17 protein-coding genes are annotated in these 15,810 nt (G+C 68.4%); 3 read left to right on the top strand and 14 right to left on the bottom strand.

Annotated elements, in window-relative coordinates:
• Positions 1–89: 89 nt before the first annotated feature.
• From VGT80_RS15625 to VGT80_RS15610, 4 genes are all read right to left on the bottom strand, one after another.
• Positions 90–530 carry a RidA family protein gene (locus tag VGT80_RS15625; RefSeq protein WP_327457401.1) on the bottom strand — a complete coding sequence of 147 codons (441 nt, stop codon included), beginning with the start codon at positions 528–530 and terminating at the stop codon, positions 90–92.
• A gap of 73 nt (positions 531–603) precedes the next feature.
• Positions 604–951: a GIY-YIG nuclease family protein gene (locus tag VGT80_RS15620; protein WP_327457400.1), complete on the bottom strand. Its 348-nt coding sequence runs from the start codon at positions 949–951 to the stop codon at positions 604–606.
• Between the two features lie 81 nt (positions 952–1,032).
• Positions 1,033–1,488, bottom strand: coding sequence for a GFA family protein (locus VGT80_RS15615; RefSeq protein WP_327457399.1), 456 nt, complete (start codon positions 1,486–1,488; stop codon positions 1,033–1,035).
• Positions 1,489–1,517: 29 nt separating this feature from the next.
• A complete protein-coding gene (locus VGT80_RS15610) occupies positions 1,518–2,642 on the bottom strand; it encodes a DSD1 family PLP-dependent enzyme (protein ID WP_327457398.1) in 1,125 nt (374 codons plus the stop codon).
• Positions 2,643–2,878: 236 nt separating this feature from the next.
• Here VGT80_RS15610 and VGT80_RS15605 point away from each other — a divergent pair, with 236 nt between their 5' ends.
• A complete protein-coding gene (locus tag VGT80_RS15605; protein ID WP_327457396.1) occupies positions 2,879–4,843 on the top strand; it encodes a hypothetical protein in 1,965 nt (654 codons plus the stop codon).
• Positions 4,844–4,896: 53 nt separating this feature from the next.
• On the opposite strand, the gene purL is transcribed toward VGT80_RS15605, so the two are convergent.
• The gene (gene purL, locus VGT80_RS15600) at positions 4,897–7,113 is read right to left on the bottom strand and encodes a phosphoribosylformylglycinamidine synthase subunit PurL (protein WP_327457394.1); all 2,217 of its coding nucleotides are present in this window, start codon (positions 7,111–7,113) and stop codon (positions 4,897–4,899) included.
• A gap of 115 nt (positions 7,114–7,228) precedes the next feature.
• Between purL and lepB the strand changes: the two genes are divergently transcribed.
• Positions 7,229–7,999, top strand: a complete 771-nt coding sequence (gene lepB, locus VGT80_RS15595) for a signal peptidase I (RefSeq protein WP_327457392.1) — start codon at positions 7,229–7,231, stop codon at positions 7,997–7,999.
• On the opposite strand, the gene VGT80_RS15590 is transcribed toward lepB, so the two are convergent.
• The 6 genes from VGT80_RS15590 to purC form a co-directional block, all read right to left on the bottom strand.
• Positions 7,996–8,316 (bottom strand): EF-hand domain-containing protein, encoded by a 321-nt coding sequence (locus VGT80_RS15590; RefSeq protein WP_327457390.1) that lies wholly within the window; start codon positions 8,314–8,316, stop codon positions 7,996–7,998. The two genes, lepB and VGT80_RS15590, sit on opposite strands and share 4 nt — an antisense overlap.
• Positions 8,317–8,378: 62 nt before the next feature.
• A complete protein-coding gene (gene purQ, locus VGT80_RS15585; protein ID WP_327457388.1) occupies positions 8,379–9,041 on the bottom strand; it encodes a phosphoribosylformylglycinamidine synthase subunit PurQ in 663 nt (220 codons plus the stop codon).
• A 10-nt stretch (positions 9,042–9,051) separates the two neighbouring features.
• The gene (locus VGT80_RS15580) at positions 9,052–9,522 is read right to left on the bottom strand and encodes a DUF3291 domain-containing protein (RefSeq protein WP_327457386.1); all 471 of its coding nucleotides are present in this window, start codon (positions 9,520–9,522) and stop codon (positions 9,052–9,054) included.
• Positions 9,519–9,878 (bottom strand): hypothetical protein, encoded by a 360-nt coding sequence (locus tag VGT80_RS15575; RefSeq protein WP_327457384.1) that lies wholly within the window; start codon positions 9,876–9,878, stop codon positions 9,519–9,521. Before VGT80_RS15575 ends, VGT80_RS15580 begins: the two co-directional genes overlap by 4 nt.
• Before the next feature lie 176 nt (positions 9,879–10,054).
• A complete protein-coding gene (gene purS / locus VGT80_RS15570; RefSeq protein ID WP_327457382.1) occupies positions 10,055–10,294 on the bottom strand; it encodes a phosphoribosylformylglycinamidine synthase subunit PurS in 240 nt (79 codons plus the stop codon).
• A 76-nt stretch (positions 10,295–10,370) separates the two neighbouring features.
• Positions 10,371–11,126, bottom strand: coding sequence for a phosphoribosylaminoimidazolesuccinocarboxamide synthase (gene purC, locus VGT80_RS15565; RefSeq protein ID WP_327457380.1), 756 nt, complete (start codon positions 11,124–11,126; stop codon positions 10,371–10,373).
• A gap of 357 nt (positions 11,127–11,483) precedes the next feature.
• Here purC and VGT80_RS15560 point away from each other — a divergent pair, with 357 nt between their 5' ends.
• On the top strand, positions 11,484–11,810 hold the full coding sequence (locus tag VGT80_RS15560; protein WP_327457378.1) for a DUF1476 domain-containing protein: 327 nt from the start codon (positions 11,484–11,486) through the stop codon (positions 11,808–11,810).
• On the opposite strand, the gene VGT80_RS15555 is transcribed toward VGT80_RS15560, so the two are convergent.
• The 3 genes from VGT80_RS15555 to VGT80_RS15545 form a co-directional block, all read right to left on the bottom strand.
• Positions 11,807–12,553: a SprT family zinc-dependent metalloprotease gene (locus VGT80_RS15555; RefSeq protein WP_327457376.1), complete on the bottom strand. Its 747-nt coding sequence runs from the start codon at positions 12,551–12,553 to the stop codon at positions 11,807–11,809. The genes VGT80_RS15560 and VGT80_RS15555 overlap by 4 nt on opposite strands.
• A complete protein-coding gene (locus VGT80_RS15550; protein WP_327457374.1) occupies positions 12,553–15,597 on the bottom strand; it encodes a type I restriction endonuclease subunit R in 3,045 nt (1,014 codons plus the stop codon). The genes VGT80_RS15555 and VGT80_RS15550 overlap by 1 nt, the downstream gene beginning before the upstream one ends.
• Positions 15,594–15,810, bottom strand: a 217-nt coding sequence (locus VGT80_RS15545) for a hypothetical protein (RefSeq protein WP_327457372.1), incomplete at its 5' end; no start/stop codon positions are given. The genes VGT80_RS15545 and VGT80_RS15550, both read right to left, overlap by 4 nt.

Genomic DNA, 15,810 nt, shown 5'->3' with positions numbered 1-15,810 from the left:
AAGAAGGGCTGCAAGCCAAAGGCCGGCGGCGATGTCGCCCCGATGGGTCAGGTGGGCGCCGCGGCGGGGGTGTCCTGCGCCTGGTCGTTCTAGCGGGCGCGGTCTGGGCCCAGATACGCCCAGCACTCCACCTCCACATGCGCCCCGGCCGCCAGCGCGCTGGCGCCGAACACGCTGCGGGCGGGCAGGCGGCCGGGCTTGAAGTAGCCCAGATAGACCTCGTTGAACGCGCCCCACTGGCCCATGTCGGCGAGCATCACCGTGCACTTGACCACCTGGTCCATGCCCGCGCCGTGCCGGCCAAGCACCAGGGCCACATTGTCCATGGCCCGACGAGCCTCCTGCGCGAAGCTCTGGGCCTGGCCCGCGGGCGCGATGCCCAGCTGGCCGGAGACCACCAGGAAATCCCCGGCGCGCACCGCCTCGGAATAGGGGCTCTGCGGGTTCGCCGGCGGATAGTAGGTGGGCGGCGCGGCGAAAGCGGGGGTGGCGGCGGCGAGCATGATCAGGATACCAAGCCATCGGAACATTCCCGCAATCCTTTTCCCTCTACCGTCATGGCCGGGCTTGTCCCGGCCACCCAGAAGCACCGAGACTTCAGGACTAGAGCGACCGTTCCCGCGGGCTCAGATGCGCGAGCGGGCCTTCCTCGCGCAGCAGGCCTGGAAACAGGTCGTCCCACCGCGGATTCATCTGCTCGATGAGGTTCACTTTCCAGTCGCGCCTGTACTTCTTCAGCGACGTCTCCCGTTGGATGGCAGGGATAATGCTCTCGTGACGCTCGTACCAGACCAGGCGTTTCACGCCGTATCGTTTGGTGAAACCCTCGATCAGCCCCTCGCGGTGCTGCACGACGCGCCCGATGAGATCGGTGGTGACCCCGATGTAAATCGTTCCGTGCTGGCCGCTGGCCATCATGTAGACGGCGGCGGTGGGGGGCCCCTCGTCCAACCTCGTTTCCTCAGCGCGTCTGGGTGGCCGGCACAAGGCCGGCCATGACGGTCGCCATTATTACGCTGCGCATCGCGCTCATCACGCCTTCCCCTGGAATTCCGCGATCAGACCCGGATAGAGCGCTGCATCCGGGAACTGCGCGAAGCTGTGCACGGCCGGCGTCTTCACCCAGGGCAGCTTCTCGCTGGCCATGGTTTCCATGAACGGCGTGGTCCACCGGGCGTCGTCGAGCAAGGTCGAGCGCACGTTGACGAACCAGCTGAGCGCCTGCGGCCGGGTGAACATCCAGCTCATGCACCAGGGGCAGTAGTAGTGGTGGACCTCCGGCGCGTGCAGGGCGCCGATCACGGGCTCACCCTGGATCACCTCGAAGCCCTCCGCGGGCACGGCGACGCTCAGCGAAAAGGCGCTGGCCGTCATCTGCTGGCAGCCCGTGCAATGGCAGGCCATGGTGAGCAGCGGCGGCGCGGTGATCCGCATTCGCACCTGGCCGCAACGGCAACCGCCCTCGACCGGCAGACCCTGTTGGCTCATCGATGTTCCTCCCGGGTTGCGGGCGGCTGTTATTGGCCGGCGCCGCGCGCCTCGATGGGCACGATATCCACCAGCACCTCGCCGCGCACCAGGTGCAGCACGTCGTAGCGGTCCATTGTCGGGTCGATGTGGCCGGGCGCGAAATCGATCCGCTGACCCCGCCCGACGCTCACGCCCTGCGGACGCGTCAGCATTCCATGCTCGTCGCCGAAGAAGCGGTAGGTCGCCGTCTCGAATCCCGGCGTCAGCGCGACGGGCGCGGGACCGTCGGTGGAAAAGGCCTTCAGCCCCCCGTCGACGGTGACCCACTTCGGCTGGTTGGCGCTGATCACGGTGGTGGCGATGGTCAGGCTCTGTTCGAACGCGCCGTCGGGATCGCCCTTCAGGCAGTCGCGGTACTCGCGGTCCATGAAGGCGAAGGAGCCCGGCTGCACCTCGGTCAGCACGCCCTGGGCCGCATCGGCGGCGAAGGTGCCGGTGCCGCCGCCGGTGACCACCTCGACCGTCCCACCGGCCGCGCGGATGGCGGCGATGGCGGCGCTGAGCCGGGCCATGCCCTCGGCCACCGCATCGGCGCGCGCATTGGCGCCTTCCATATGCTGCCAGTGGCCGCCGTAGCCCTGCACGCCGATCAGTTTCAGGTTCGGCTCGGCCAGGATGGCGCGGGCCACCTCGGCCGCCTGTTCGGGGCTGGCCACCCCGGTGCGCCCCGTGCCCACATCCACGTCGATGATCACCTGGATCGGCGAGGTCGCCACGGCCGCCAGCTCGGCGACGCCGTCCACGTGGTCGACCACCATGCGGAAATCGGCCAAGGCGTCGGCCAGCCGCGCGGCGCGCTGGGCGGAAAAGGCGCCGCAGATCGGCGAGGTGACCAGGATCGCCTCGATCCCCGCCAGCGCCATGGCCTCGGCTTCGCCGAGCTTGGCGCAGCAGATCCCCACCGCCCCGGCCTCGATCTGCCGCGCGGCCAGGGCCGAGCACTTGTGCGACTTGGCGTGGGGCCGCAGCGCCAGGCCGGCGGCCTTGGCCCGCGCCGCCATCTTGGCCACGTTGCGGTCGAAGGCGTCGAGGTCCAGCACGGCCGCCGGCGTCGGGATCAGCGCCCGCGAGCCAGGCTGGCCGATCAGGTCGGGATCGGCGGGAAGGTTCATGGGCGAAGGTCTACACGAGCGGGCGGCCGGCAAGAAGCCAAGCACGGACCGCACGCGAAGCGCGTTGCGATCCCGGCCCGCGGCATGGCGACCGGCCTCGCAGAACACGCTTTCCTAACACTGTTCACATAGGTCAAACTAAGCCGACGAACGGTTGCGCCCTCCCTGGCGCGCCGAGGGGAAGGGACGCCTAGATGAATACCGCTCGCACCGTAACGCTGGGAGCCGCAGGCGCCTTGACCGCGGTTCTGCTCGCCAGCGCCGCGCCGGGCGCGCTGGGCGCCGCCCGCGCAGCGGCGCCGGTGACTGGCCCGGTCGGTGACTTCCTGCTGGTCGACCAGAACCTCGTGGCCCACGAGCTCTATCGCCTGGCCGACGCCCCGGCTGTCGTGCTCGTCGCCCATCGCACCGGCGCGGCCTCCGCCGCCGCCGACGCGGCCCAGCTGAACAAGGTCGCCGCCGACTATGGCGCCAAGGGCGTCGAGTTCCTCGCCCTCGACTCCGGCGCCAAGGACCGCATGGAGGCGATCCGAGCCGAGACCGCGAAGACCGGTCTCAAGGTCCCGGTGCTGGTGGACGACAACCAGATCGTCGGCGAGAGCCTGGGCGTCGCCCGTGCCGGCGAGGCCTTCGTCATCGAGCCCAAGACCTGGCAGGTCGCCTGGCGCGGCCCGGTCGCGGGCCTGCCCGCGGCCCTCGACGCGCTCGCCGCCGGCAAGCCCGCGCCTGCCGCCGGCCCGCTCACCGGCGCGCCCATCGCCTTCCCGGCGCGGGCCAGGCTCACCTACGTGGCCGACGTCGCCCCAATCCTCGAGAAGAACTGCGTCGCCTGCCACTCGGCCGGCGGCATCGGCCCCTTCGCCATGGACCGCTACGAGACTGTGAAGGGCTTCGCCCCGATGATCGGCGAGGTGATCCGCACGCACCGGATGCCGCCCTACAACGCCGATCCGCACGTCGGCAAATTCGCCGACAACAAGAACCTCAGCCCCGACGAGATCCGCACCCTGGTCCACTGGGTCGAGGCCGGCGCCCCGCGCGGCGAAGGCGTCGATCCGCTGGCGGTGAAGCGGCTGGTCGCGGCCGACTGGCCGCTCGGCAAGCCCGACCTGATCCTCAAGGTGCCGAGCTTCCAGATCCCCGCCTCCGGCACGGTCGAATGGAAGCGGCCCTACGTGGTCAACACCGAGACGCAGGGCCACTGGCTGCGCGCCACCGCGGTGAAGCCCGGCGACCGCGCCGGCGTGCACCACGTTCTCACCGGCTGGATGACCGAGGCCCCCAAGAACGGCGTCGCCTCCGAGCAGAACTGGAAGGGCTCGGTCGGCCGCTACGCGGTGGGTTCCGAGGCCGACATCTATGACAACGACGTGGGCGCCTACCTGCCCGCCGGCGGCGCCGTCGGCTTCCAGATGCACTACACGCCCTATGGCAAGGCGGCGGTCGACAACACCCAGATCGGCCTCTACTTCGCCGACCACGCGCCGCAGCACATCATGCGCCAGGTGGCGATCAGCGATCCGACCATCGACATCCCGCCGGGCGCGGCCTTCCACCGCGAGACCGCCTATGTGGCCTTCCCGAAGGACGCCCTGCTCTATTCGGCCTTCGTGCACGCCCACTACCGCGCGACCGCCTCGGACCTGTGGATCCAGTATCCGGACGGCCAGCAGAAGCTGCTGCTCTCCCTGCCGCGCTACGATTTCAACTGGCAGCGGGCCTACAAGTTCGCCCAGCCGGTGAAGGTGCCGGCCGGCGCCAAGCTGATCGCCCACTACTGGTACGACAACTCCAAGCGCAACCCGCACAACCCCGACCCGAAGATCGACGTCACCTGGGGCGAGCAGTCCTGGCAGGAGATGCTGTTCACCCAGCTGGAGTTCCGCTGGATGGACGAGACGGCCGCCCACCAGATCGACAGCGATGGCCGCTTCCTCGACGGCCGCCTGATGGGCTTCCTCGACAAGGACCTCGACGGCCGGGTCTCCAAGGCCGAGCTGCGCGGCCAGATCGGCAAGATGCTGCTCGCCCAGTGGGATGAGATCGACGTCAACCACGACGGCTTCATCGACGGCGCCGAGCTGAAGGCGGGCCAGGGCAAGCTGCGGATGTTCGGCCCCCGCCGCCGCAACGCCGCCGAGGAATTCAACGGCCCCGGCGAACCCAGCGCCGGCGGCGGCTCCCCGGCCGCCAGTAAGTAGCCAACCGACGTCTCCTCTCCCACGGCGGCTCGCGCCGGGGAGAGGGGCATTTCTCAGCCGCCCATATAGCCTGGCATCCAGCCCTCGTGCGCCTCGCGCAGGGCTGACAGCGCCAGGCTGAACAGGCCCGCGACCGCGATCGCCTCGCCGCCGGCTTCGCCGATAACCCGCGCCGGGACGCCGGCCGCCGCGGCCGCCGCGAGCAGGGCCGGGGCCGCGCGCGTCGCGACCAGGTAGCGCGCCTGATCCTCGCCGAACAGCCAGGCGTGCGGCGGCAGTTCGTCGGGCGCCTTCAACTGCGCGCCGACGCCCGAGGCCAGGGCCATCTCCGCCACCGCCGCGATCAGGCCGCCGTCGGAGAGGTCGTGGACGGTCTGCGCCTGGCCCGAGCCGATCAGGCCGCGGACCAGCTCGCCGGTGCGGCGCTCCAGCGCCAGGTCGACCGGCGGCGGGGCGCCGTCCTCGCGGCCCTGCACCTCGCGCAGGTACATCGAGGCGCCCAGCTCACCGTGCGTCGCCCCGATCAGCACCAGGGCGTCGCCCGGCTTCATGGAGGCGAAGTCCGCCCGCCGCCCATAGTCGGCGATCAGGCCCACGCCGCCCACCGCCGGCGTCGGCGGGATGGCTGCGCCATTGGTCTCGTTGTAGAGGCTGACGTTGCCGCTCACGACCGGGAAATCCAGCGCCCGGCAGGCCTCGGCCATGCCGTCGATGGCGCGCACGATCTGGCCCATGATCTCGGGCCGCTCAGGGTTGCCGAAGTTCAGGTTGTCGGTGATGGCGATCGGCTCGGCGCCGACGGCCGTCAGGTTGCGCCAGGCCTCGGCCACCGCCTGCTTGCCGCCCTCGTAGGGATCGGCCTGCACATAGCGCGGCGTGACGTCCGACGTCATGGCCAGCGCCTTCTTTGTCCCGTGCACGCGCACGATCCCGGCGTCGGCGCCGGTGGCTGAGTCCTCCAGGGTGTCGGCCATGACGTGGCGGTCGTACTGCTCCCAGAGCCAGCGCTTGGAGGCCATGTCGGGGCTGCTCATCAGTGTCAGCACCGCCGCGCCATAGTCCGCCGGCTCCGGCACGTCGGCCGGCGTCAGCCGCGGCTGCGGCTTGGGCGCGACCCAGGGCCGGTCGTAGAGCGGCGCGTCGTCGAACAGCGGCGCCAGCGGCACATCGGCCACCACCTCGCCCCGGTGCTTCAGCACCAGATGCCCGGTGTCGGTGGTGCGCCCGATGGTGGCCGCGTCCAGCCCCCACTTGGCGAAGATGCGCTGGCCGTCGGCCTCGCGGCCGGGCTTGAGGATCGCCAGCATCCGCTCCTGGCTCTCCGAGAGCATCATCTCATAGGCGCTCATGCCCTCTTCGCGCTGCGGCACCTGGTCGAGGTCGAGCTCGATGCCGAGCCCGCCCTTGCCGGCCATCTCCACCGAGGAGGAGGTCAGGCCCGCCGCGCCCATGTCCTGGATCGCCGCCACGGCGCCCGACGCCATCAGTTCCAGCGTCGCCTCGATCAGCAGCTTCTCGGCGAAGGGATCGCCCACCTGCACGGTCGGGCGCTTCTCGTCCGAGGCCTCGTCGAACTCGGCGCTTGCCATGGTCGCGCCGTGGATGCCGTCGCGGCCGGTCTTGGAGCCGAAATAGACCACCGGCAGATCGACGGCCGGGGCGGCCGAATAGAAGATCTTGTCGGCGTCGGCCAGGCCCACGCACATGGCGTTGACCAGGATGTTGCCGTCATAGCCGCGATGGAAGTTGGTCTCGCCGGCCACCGTCGGCACGCCCACGCAATTGCCGTAGCCGCCGATCCCGGCCACCACCCCGGCCACCAGCCGCTTGGTCTTGGGATGGCTGGGATCGCCGAACCTCAGCGCGTTCAACAGCGCGATCGGCCGCGCCCCCATGGTGAACACGTCGCGCATGATCCCGCCCACGCCGGTCGCAGCCCCCTGGTAGGGCTCGATGAACGAGGGGTGGTTGTGCGACTCCATCTTGAAGACGCAGGCCAATTTTGTCCCATCCGGGCCGTCGCCGATGTCGATGACGCCGGCGTTTTCGCCCGGCCCGCAGATCACCCGCGGCCCGGTCGTGGGGAACTTGCCGAGCTGTTTCTTCGACGACTTGTAGGAGCAATGCTCCGACCACATCACCGAGAACACGCCCAGCTCCACAGGGTTGGGCTCGCGGTTCAGACGGGCGACGATGAGGTCGTATTCCGCGCGGCTGAGGCCGAACTCGGCGGCCGTTTCGGCCAGGGTCTTGGCGGGGCTTGCGCTCATGGGCGCGGTTCTAGCGGGCTTCGAGGGCGCAGGGAACGGGCGTCCGGACAGCTTCGCGCGGTGTCCGGACAGCTCGGCGATTGAGCCGCGCCGCGCGGCCGGCAAGGCTCGGCGCATGACAGACGCCGCCCCCCAGACCGCCCCCCAGACCGCCACCCTGCGCCGCGAGCTCGTCGAGACCGCCACGACCGTGGCCGCCGCCCTGGCCATCGCCCTCGTGCTCCGCGTCGTGGTCTTCCAGCCCTTCACCATCCCCAGCTCCTCGATGGAGCCGGGCGTGCGCACCGGCGACTATGTGATCGCCGCCAAGTGGAGCTACGGCTGGAGCCGCGCCTCCCTGCCGTTCAATCCGCCGCTGCCGGCCGGGCGTCTCTTCGCCACCGCGCCCCGGCGGGGTGACGTCATCGTCTTCCTGCTGCCGCGCGATCCCAGCCAGACCTACGTCAAGCGGCTGATCGGCCTGCCCGGCGACCGGGTGCAGATCCGCGGCGGCCAGGTGTGGGTCAACGGCCAGGCCATCCCGCGCCAGGCCGTGGGCCTCACCGAGGATCCGGAGGCGCCCGGCCGCCGGGTGATGCAGGTGGCGGAGCCGCGCCCCGACGGCCATCGCTACGTCACCTATGACGCGGGCCCCGGCCACGAGGGCGACGACACCGGCGTCTATGTCGTGCCGGCCGGCCACTACTTCTTCATGGGCGACAATCGCGACAACTCGCTGGACAGCCGCTGGCCGCGCGCGGAACAGGGCGTCGACATGGTCCCGGCCGAGAACCTGATCGGCCGCGCCGAGCTGGTGCTGGTGTCGTGGCAGCCGGGCGCCTCGGTGCTCAAGCCCTGGACCTGGCTCGACCTGCGGCCCAGCCGGATGTTCAAGCCGATCGTCTAGCGGGCGCGGAATTCCTGCAGCGTCAGCACGCCGTCATGGTTGACATCCAGCCGCTGGAACTCCGCCGTGCGGTTGGGGTGCGCGAGCGTCGGCGCGGCCACCGCCCCGGCCGCCGCGGCCAGCAGGGCGCCGGCCGTCAGCCGGGCCAGCAGGCGCTGACGCCCCGACCGGGGCCGCTCGCCGACCTCGGTCTCGATGAAGGCGCGCACCGCCTCGCTGGCCGAGCGGCCGTCGTCGCGGCAGCGGGCCATGAAGGCCTGCTTGGTCGGGTAGGGGAGGCGGACCTCGAGGGTCTCGCTCTTCTTCGGCGGTCTCATGCGGCCAAGCCTCGCCGCCGATCGTGGCCGGAACAAGGAAAATCCTGTCCGGACAACCGGGTCTAGGCGCTGGCGAGCGCGCTCTGGAACAGGATGGCGCCGTCGGCGCTGCCCAGCTCGGCCTCGAACGCCCGGTCCGGATGCGGCATCAGGCCCAGCACATTGCCCGCGCCATTGACGATGCCGGCGATGTCCCGCGCCGAGCCGTTGGGGTTGGCCACATAGCGGAACACCACCTGGCCCTCGCCCTCCAGCCGGTCGAGCGTCGCCTCGTCGGCGAAGAAATTGCCCTCGCCATTGCCCACCGTCATCACCGCCTGGCGGCGGCCCTTGTAGCCGGCGGTGAAGCGGGTCTGCAGGTTGCTCACCTCCAGCGCCACCGGCTTGCAATTATATTTCAGGTGGTCGTTGCGCAGCAGCGCGCCGGGCAGCATGCCGGCCTCACACAGGATCTGGAAGCCGTTGCAGATCCCCACGGTCGCCACGCCGCGCTCGGCGGCCGCCTTGACGTCGGCCATGATCGGCGACAGGGCCGCCATCGCCCCGCACCTCAGATAGTCGCCATAGGCGAAGCCGCCGGGCAGCACCACCAGGTCGACGCCCTTCGGCAGCGCGCTCTCCTGATGCCAGACCAGGCTCACCTCAGCCCCCGTCGAGCGCTCGATCGCCACCTTGCAGTCGCGGTCGCAGTTGGAGCCGGGGAAGACGATGACGGCGGCTTTCATCGCAGGGCTTTCATCCGGTGAGGTCCTCGGGCGCGGGCGCGGGGAAGCGCGCGCGGAAGCTGAAGGCGTGGGCTGTCGGGCCGTGCGCCCTCAGGTGGTCGAGCCGGGCGAAGGCGTCAAGGCGTTGCGGCAAGGTTCCGGCCGGAACCCACCACAGGACGAAGCTCGCCTGATCGGTCGGCTCGAACCAGTCGTGGCGCTGGCGGAAGATCTCGATGTGCCCCGAGCGATAGACGAAGGCGGCCAGCGCCTCGGGGCTTTCCCACAGGCTCATGTTGGGGATGATCATCGGGTCGATGTCGCCGCCCGGCTTGTCGGAATCGAAGCCCACGCCGGTGGCCCGCCAGATGAAGCCGGGCGACGCCTCGGCCAGCGCATTGATCCGGTCGAGGTTGTCGCGGAAGCCCGCGATCTGCGGGCTCTCGAAGGGCGCCACGAGCCGCGCCACGTTCAGCTGCGCCAGGTGAAAGCCGCCGCTCATCGCCGGCGCCAGGCCTTCAGCCCGTCGAGATAGGCCACGAGCTGCGCATAGCCCTTCGCGTCGCCATAGGGGCAGCCGGTGGTGACCACCTCATGCCCCTGCGCCTGCTCCCGCAGGATCGCCGGATGGCCCGGCGCCCCGGCCTCGGTGATCAGGTAGGAGACCTTGCCGTCGGCGGTCGAATAGAACCGGTAGGGCTCGGCCGGATCCTTCGGCGCCGGAACCAGCCCCGCCTGCGCCACGATCCGCGCGGCCTGCGCCTCGAAGCCTTGCGAGCAATCCAGCGTCAGCGCGCTCGGCGCCGGCGGCGCAGGCTTCTCGCAGGCGGTCAGCAACAGCACGACGGCGGCCATCATCCAGCATCCTTCTCCCCTTGCGGGAGAAGCTGGCCGGCGAAGCCGGTCGGAAGAGGGGTCGAGCCGGGGGTTCAGCTGCGAGGACGTGGACGACGCGGTGGAAATGGCGGCGCGACCCCTCATCCGTCGGCCCGCGGCCGACACCTTCTCCCGCAAGGGGAGAAGGGGAGGGACATCTAGGCCACCTCCACGCGGTAGCTTTCGATCACCGTATTGGCCAACAGCTTCTCGCACATCGCCTTGACCTCGGCCTCCGCCGCCGCCGCGTCGGCCGCGGCCAGGTCGAACTCGATGGTCCGGCCCACCCGCACATGCTCGACGCCGCCCCAGCCCAGGCCGTGCAGCGCCTGCTCCACCGCCTTGCCCTGCACGTCCAGCACGCCGGGCTTCAGATACACATGAACCTTGGCTTTCATACGCGTCTCCGGAACCGAGAGCTGTCCGCCGCCGCCTCGATGACCGCAAATCGGCGGCCTTTTTGGGCCCGCATGGCTAGTGCAGCCCCCCTTGGATCACCGTCGGCATCTCCTTCATGATCCCGAGCCTGCGCGCCACCTCCGTATAGCTCTCGATCACATTGCCGAGGTCCCTGCGGAACCGGTCCTTGTCCATCTTCTCGTTGGTGATCGAATCCCACAGCCGCATCGAGTCCGGGCTGATCTCGTCGGCCAGGATGATGCGGGCGTATTCGTTCTCCCACACACGCCCGAACTCGATCTTGAAGTCGACCAGCGTGATGCCCACCGCCCCGAACATCCCGGTCAGGAAGTCGTTGACCCTGAGCGTCAGGGCCATGATGTCGTCGATCTCCTGGGTCGTGGCCCAGTTGAAGGCGGTGATGTGCTCCTCGGCCACCATCGGGTCGTGCAGCTTGTCGTCCTTCAGATAGAACTCGATGATCGAGCGCGGCAGGGCCTGGCCCTCCGGCACCCCGAACCGCGTCGAGAACTGGCCGGCCGCGATATTGCGGCACACCACCTCCAGGGGCACGATCTCCACCTCGCGGATCAGCTGCTCGCGCAGGTTCAGCCGCTTGATGAAGTGGTTCTGCACCCCGATCGAATTCAGCCGGGTCATGATGAACTCGCTGATCCGGTTGTTGATCACCCCCTTGCCCTCCAGCACCGCCTTCTTGGTGGCGTCGAAGGCGGTGGTGTCGTCCTTGAAGTACTGGATCAGGGTGCCGGGCTCGGGACCTTCGTAGAGGATCTTGGCCTTGCCCTCGTAGATCTTCTTCCGGCGGGTCATCTCTAGCCTTCTCCAAAGCGCGGGGCTTGCCGGTCGGCGGAACGAAAAACGCGCGCGGCTGCAACCATCGCGCGCGGGGGGTCCGACTCGGCCTCTCGCTCATATGAGGCCGGGCGGAAATTAGCGGAGGACGCCGTGAGGCGCAAACGCGCCGAACGCCGCAAAATCCGTCATCCCGGCCAACGGAGCGCCGCAGGCGCGTAGGCCGAGCCGGGACCGGCCGCCGACCCGAAAGATGGGTAGGTTGTCGATTGCCCCCCCGCCGTGGTCGCGGTAAGCAGCCCCCGTCGCGCCGCGGGCCGCGCCGCTCGCTCACAGCCTGCCCGCCGCCCGCCGCGCCGTGTTCTTGGGGACCAGATGACCACCTTCGACGATCGTGAACAGGGCTTCGAGAAGAAGTTCGCGCTCGACCAGGAGCAGGAATTCAAGGCCACCGCCCGCCGCAACCGCGCGCTCGGCAAATGGGCCGCCGGCCTCATGGGCCTGGAAGGCAAGCACGTCGACGACTACGCCAAGGCGGTCGTCAAGTCCGAGGTCGACCACCCCGCCGACGACGACGTGCTGCGCAAGGTCTTCGAAGACCTCAAGGGCTCCGGCGTCGCCGTCACCGAAGGCGACGTCCGCATGAAGATGGCCGAGTTCATGGCCCAGGCCAGGGAAGAGGCGAAGACGAAGAAGGGTTAGGCGCTTCCGCGGCGAAGAAATTCGCTGCCCAGGTGGCTTTGTTGAGTATCCAACCAACCTTTCGCGCGCTCATAGTCGGGCATCATCGTCGTTACGAAGCCCCAGAAATCGGCGCCATGACTCCGAAATCGGAGATGGGCCATTTCGTGGACGACCACGTATTCCAGCACTTTCTTCGGCGCGAATACGAGTCGCCAGTCAATATGGATGGTCCCGCTTGGGCCACATGAACCCCATCCAGCGACAAACTCCGCCACTCGAATCGCACGCGGCTTGAGCGCGAACCGTTGACCATAGGCGGTGGCGATCTCGTGGGCGTCCAGGCGCGCGCGGCGGCGGAGCCAGAGTTTGATACGGGTTGCAACGACGGCATCGACCGCCTCTTCGGTCACCCAGGCCGGGAGATCGACGATGAAGCCATTGCGGTGGGCGACCTCGATGTGCCGCCCGCTGTGGCGGCGGACCGTGAGGGAAGACTGGCGGCCCCGAAAGGGTATCTTGGAGCCAGTCATGAAGCGCGGCACGGCCGGGCGATTGGCGACCGCCTCTTCCATCTCCCGCACAGTGTTGAACAGCCACTGTCGCTTGCGTTCCAGGAAGCTCTGCACGGCCGCGTCGTCGTCGGTGGTCAGGGCGAGCACCTCGACTGCACCGGGGGTGACGGTGATGCGGCGCTCCGAGACGTTGGCGGCACGCCGCAGTTCGTAGGCGATTTCGGTCCGGCCGACCGTCACGCTCGGCATCAATGCGGCCCCGCATAGGCGTGCTCGGCGAACTCCTCGATCTTGTCGCGGATCGCCTTCACGTCGGCCAGCCCACGCTCGGTCAAGATGCGGCGGACCTGCCGCTTTAGTTCGCGCTTGTAGGCGTCCATAAAATACCAGGCGGGCTGTTCCCGCTGGGCTCTCCCATAGACCTCGCCCACGGCCACCGCGGCAGCCTGCAAGGTCGGGTGATCCACGTCGGGAGCCATCGCCTCCATGATCCTGAGGATGGAGAAGGCCCGCTCGTCCATGCCCAGATCAGCGTGCGCGCCCTGCTCGGCGTCTATCCCGCCCGTCAGGTCCTCGAAATCCCGCAGGCCCTCGGCGGCGGCGATCTGCCCCTCCTCGAACCGTCGGATGATCTCCAGCACCCGGTCGCTGAAGCGCCCGTACTGCGAGGGGTTCTTGTCCACCAACTCGCGGGTCACGCGCCGAAGCTCGGCTGCCTTACGGACGAACGCCTCCTGAAGCTCCTGTTCGGACTTCTCCTCCGTCTGGAAGTCGTCGGCGAAGTTCGGATCGGTGATGTTACGGAGGCGGATCGTGGTCGATAGCCCGGTCGCGTGGACGTGCTCTTCCAGCATGTCCCTGATCTTTCCGCTGTAGCTGCGATGATCGACGCTCTCGTCCTTCTCGATCACCTGCGTCGCCAGGCGTAGGAACGCCGCCGCCCATTTCACGTCGGCCGTGAATTCGAGAATAGCCGGGTCGGGTGAGAGATCGCCGTAAGTCCGCACGAAAAGGCGGGCGAGCCGCTGAAGCTCGAACCAGTCGTCCTCGCGGCCGTCGGCCACCAGCTTGCCGACCGCATAGGCGGCGGCCTTCTCGTCCAACCCGTCGAGACCCATGGCCCGCTTTTGGCGCGCGTAGCGGGCATGGGCCTCCTTGAGATCATTGCGCAGGATGGCGATGTCGCGGAGCGCGTTCTGGACGTCCTCGGCGCGATAGGACGCCAGCGCCTCATCGAGATGATTGGTGACGCCGATGTAGTCCACGATCCGACCGTGCGGCTTCTCGATCTCGCCGCCATCGTCACTCACTAGCGAACAGGTCCGGTTGGTCCGGGCGATGGCCTGGAGCAGATTGTGCTCCTTGAGCGGCTTGTCGAGGTACATCACCGCCTCGACCGGCGCGTCGAACCCGGTCAGCAGCTTATCGCAGACGATAAGGAACTGGGGCTCCTGGCCCGGCGTCTTGAACGCCTTCTTCACCGCTTTTTCAGCGTCGTCATCGAGGTAGAACTCGACCAGGTCTTCACGAACGCCGCTCACGTGGATGTCCTCGGACGGTTTCTCGTCCTCCTGGGACCGCGAGTAGACGCAGGCGATCATGGCGTCCGCCTTCGCCTGAGCGGCTTCGGCGTCGAGCCCGCCCTTCTCCAGGTCCCGCGCGATCACCGCCGCCAGCGCGGCGCGGTAGAGCACGACGGCCTCGCGGTCGATCACGACGATCTGCGCCTTGAAGCCGTCCGGCTGGCAGACCTGTTTGAAATGCTCCCAGATGTCGAGGGCGATCAGGTGCACCCGCTCCGGGTGTTTGGCGATGGTGGCGAGTGAGACGCCCTTGCTCTTGAGTTCCTCGCGCTTCTCGTCCGGCAGATCGACGAACCAGCGGTCAAAGAGGATGTCGATCTCGGCCTGCTCCAGAGCCCAATCGGTTTTCCGACCCTCGTAGAGGATCGGCACCGTCGCGCCGTCCCGCACCGCGTCGTCGATCCCGTACTTGTCGAGATAGCCTTCGCCTGGCTCGCTGAAGCGAGCGTAGGTGTCCTTGTCGGTGGTCTTGATGGGCGTGCCCGTGAAGCCGAAGAACCGGGCGTCCGGGAGGGTCGCCTGAAGGTACGCGCCCAGGTCTTTCTCCTGCGTGCGGTGGCACTCGTCCACCAGCACGATCCAGTTCTCCGAGTTCCGGATCGGGTCCTTCGAGCCCGCGAACTTGAAGATGGTGGAGAGCAGGATTTGGCCGTTGCCGCCCCGCGCCACCGCGTCGCGCAGCTTGCTCACGGACGCTGCCTGGACAGGGTTCGGGAGGCCGCACGCGACGAAGGTTTTGGAAATCTGGTCGTCGAGGTCGATCCGGTCTGTCAGGACCAGGATATTCGGGTTCTCCAGGGTGGGTGCATCCAGCGTCAGGTGCGTCTTCAGCTTCAGGGCGAGGAACACCATCGTCAGGCTCTTACCCGAACCCTGGGTGTGCCAGATCAGCCCCTTCTTCAGCTTGCCCTCGGCGACCCGCGTCACAGCCTTGTTGACCGCTCGGAACTGCTGGTACCGGCAAATCTTCTTCGTCTTGCGGCCGGTCTGCGGGTCCGTCTCGAAGACGATGAAGTGTCCCAGGAGATCGAGCAGCCGCGAGGGCTTCAGGAGGGACCACAGGTCGCGTGAGAGGTCGTCCGGAAACTCCTCTCGCTTGCGGGGCCATGGGTCCGGCCAGGTCGCATAGAACTGCGATGGGCTGCCGGTCGCGCCGTACTCCGTCCGCACCCCGTCCGTGATCACGCTGAAGGCGTTGGAAGAGAACAGGCGCGGGATGTCGCGCTCGTACTGCTTGATCTGCTCGAACGCTTCCTCGGCCTTGTTGCTGGCCTTCAGCGGCGACTTCGCCTCGATCACCACCAGGGGGATGCCGTTCACGAAGACCACGATGTCGGCGATGCGCGCGCGCTGGGCGGCGACGCGGAACTGGCGGACGACGTGGTAGCTGTTCCTATCGGGCTGTTTGAAGTCGATTAGTGTGATCGGCCGGTCGCGTGCCTCGCCGGTGAGCCTGCGCGAATAGACGCCGCGCAGTTTGCGCTGCCATTCCTCGTTGTCCGAGAGAGTCGATAGCTCGCCGTAGATCGCCTCGGCATCGGCCGCGTCGATCCCGTTCAGGGCCTGCAACGCCTCGACCAGCACCGGCTTCAGGATGACGCGGTTCTCTTCCTCCCGCATCGCCATGGCCACCCCGGGTGATAGTAACCGATAGCTGAGCGCGGCCAGTGCATCGAGCGTCGGCTTTTCGGCGAGGCGGTATTCGCTCACGCGGCCACGCGGATGCGGCCGGAGAGAAGGTCGTCGGCAACTTTGGAACGGATCAACTCAAGCTGAGTGGCAGCGTTGCGCGCACCAGCACATGCGTCCGCTGCGACCTGCAACCGGAGCAGAAGGTCATGTTGCTGGTCGAGGGCCGGTAGCGCGATCTCTACCTGCTTGATGTCGCCCGCGTTTATGGCTGGTAGAGCCTGCGCGTTCACG

It is taken from the genome of Phenylobacterium sp. (assembly GCF_035944335.1).
Lineage (GTDB): Bacteria > Pseudomonadota > Alphaproteobacteria > Caulobacterales > Caulobacteraceae > Phenylobacterium.
This window is presented reverse-complemented; position numbering and strand designations above follow the sequence as displayed.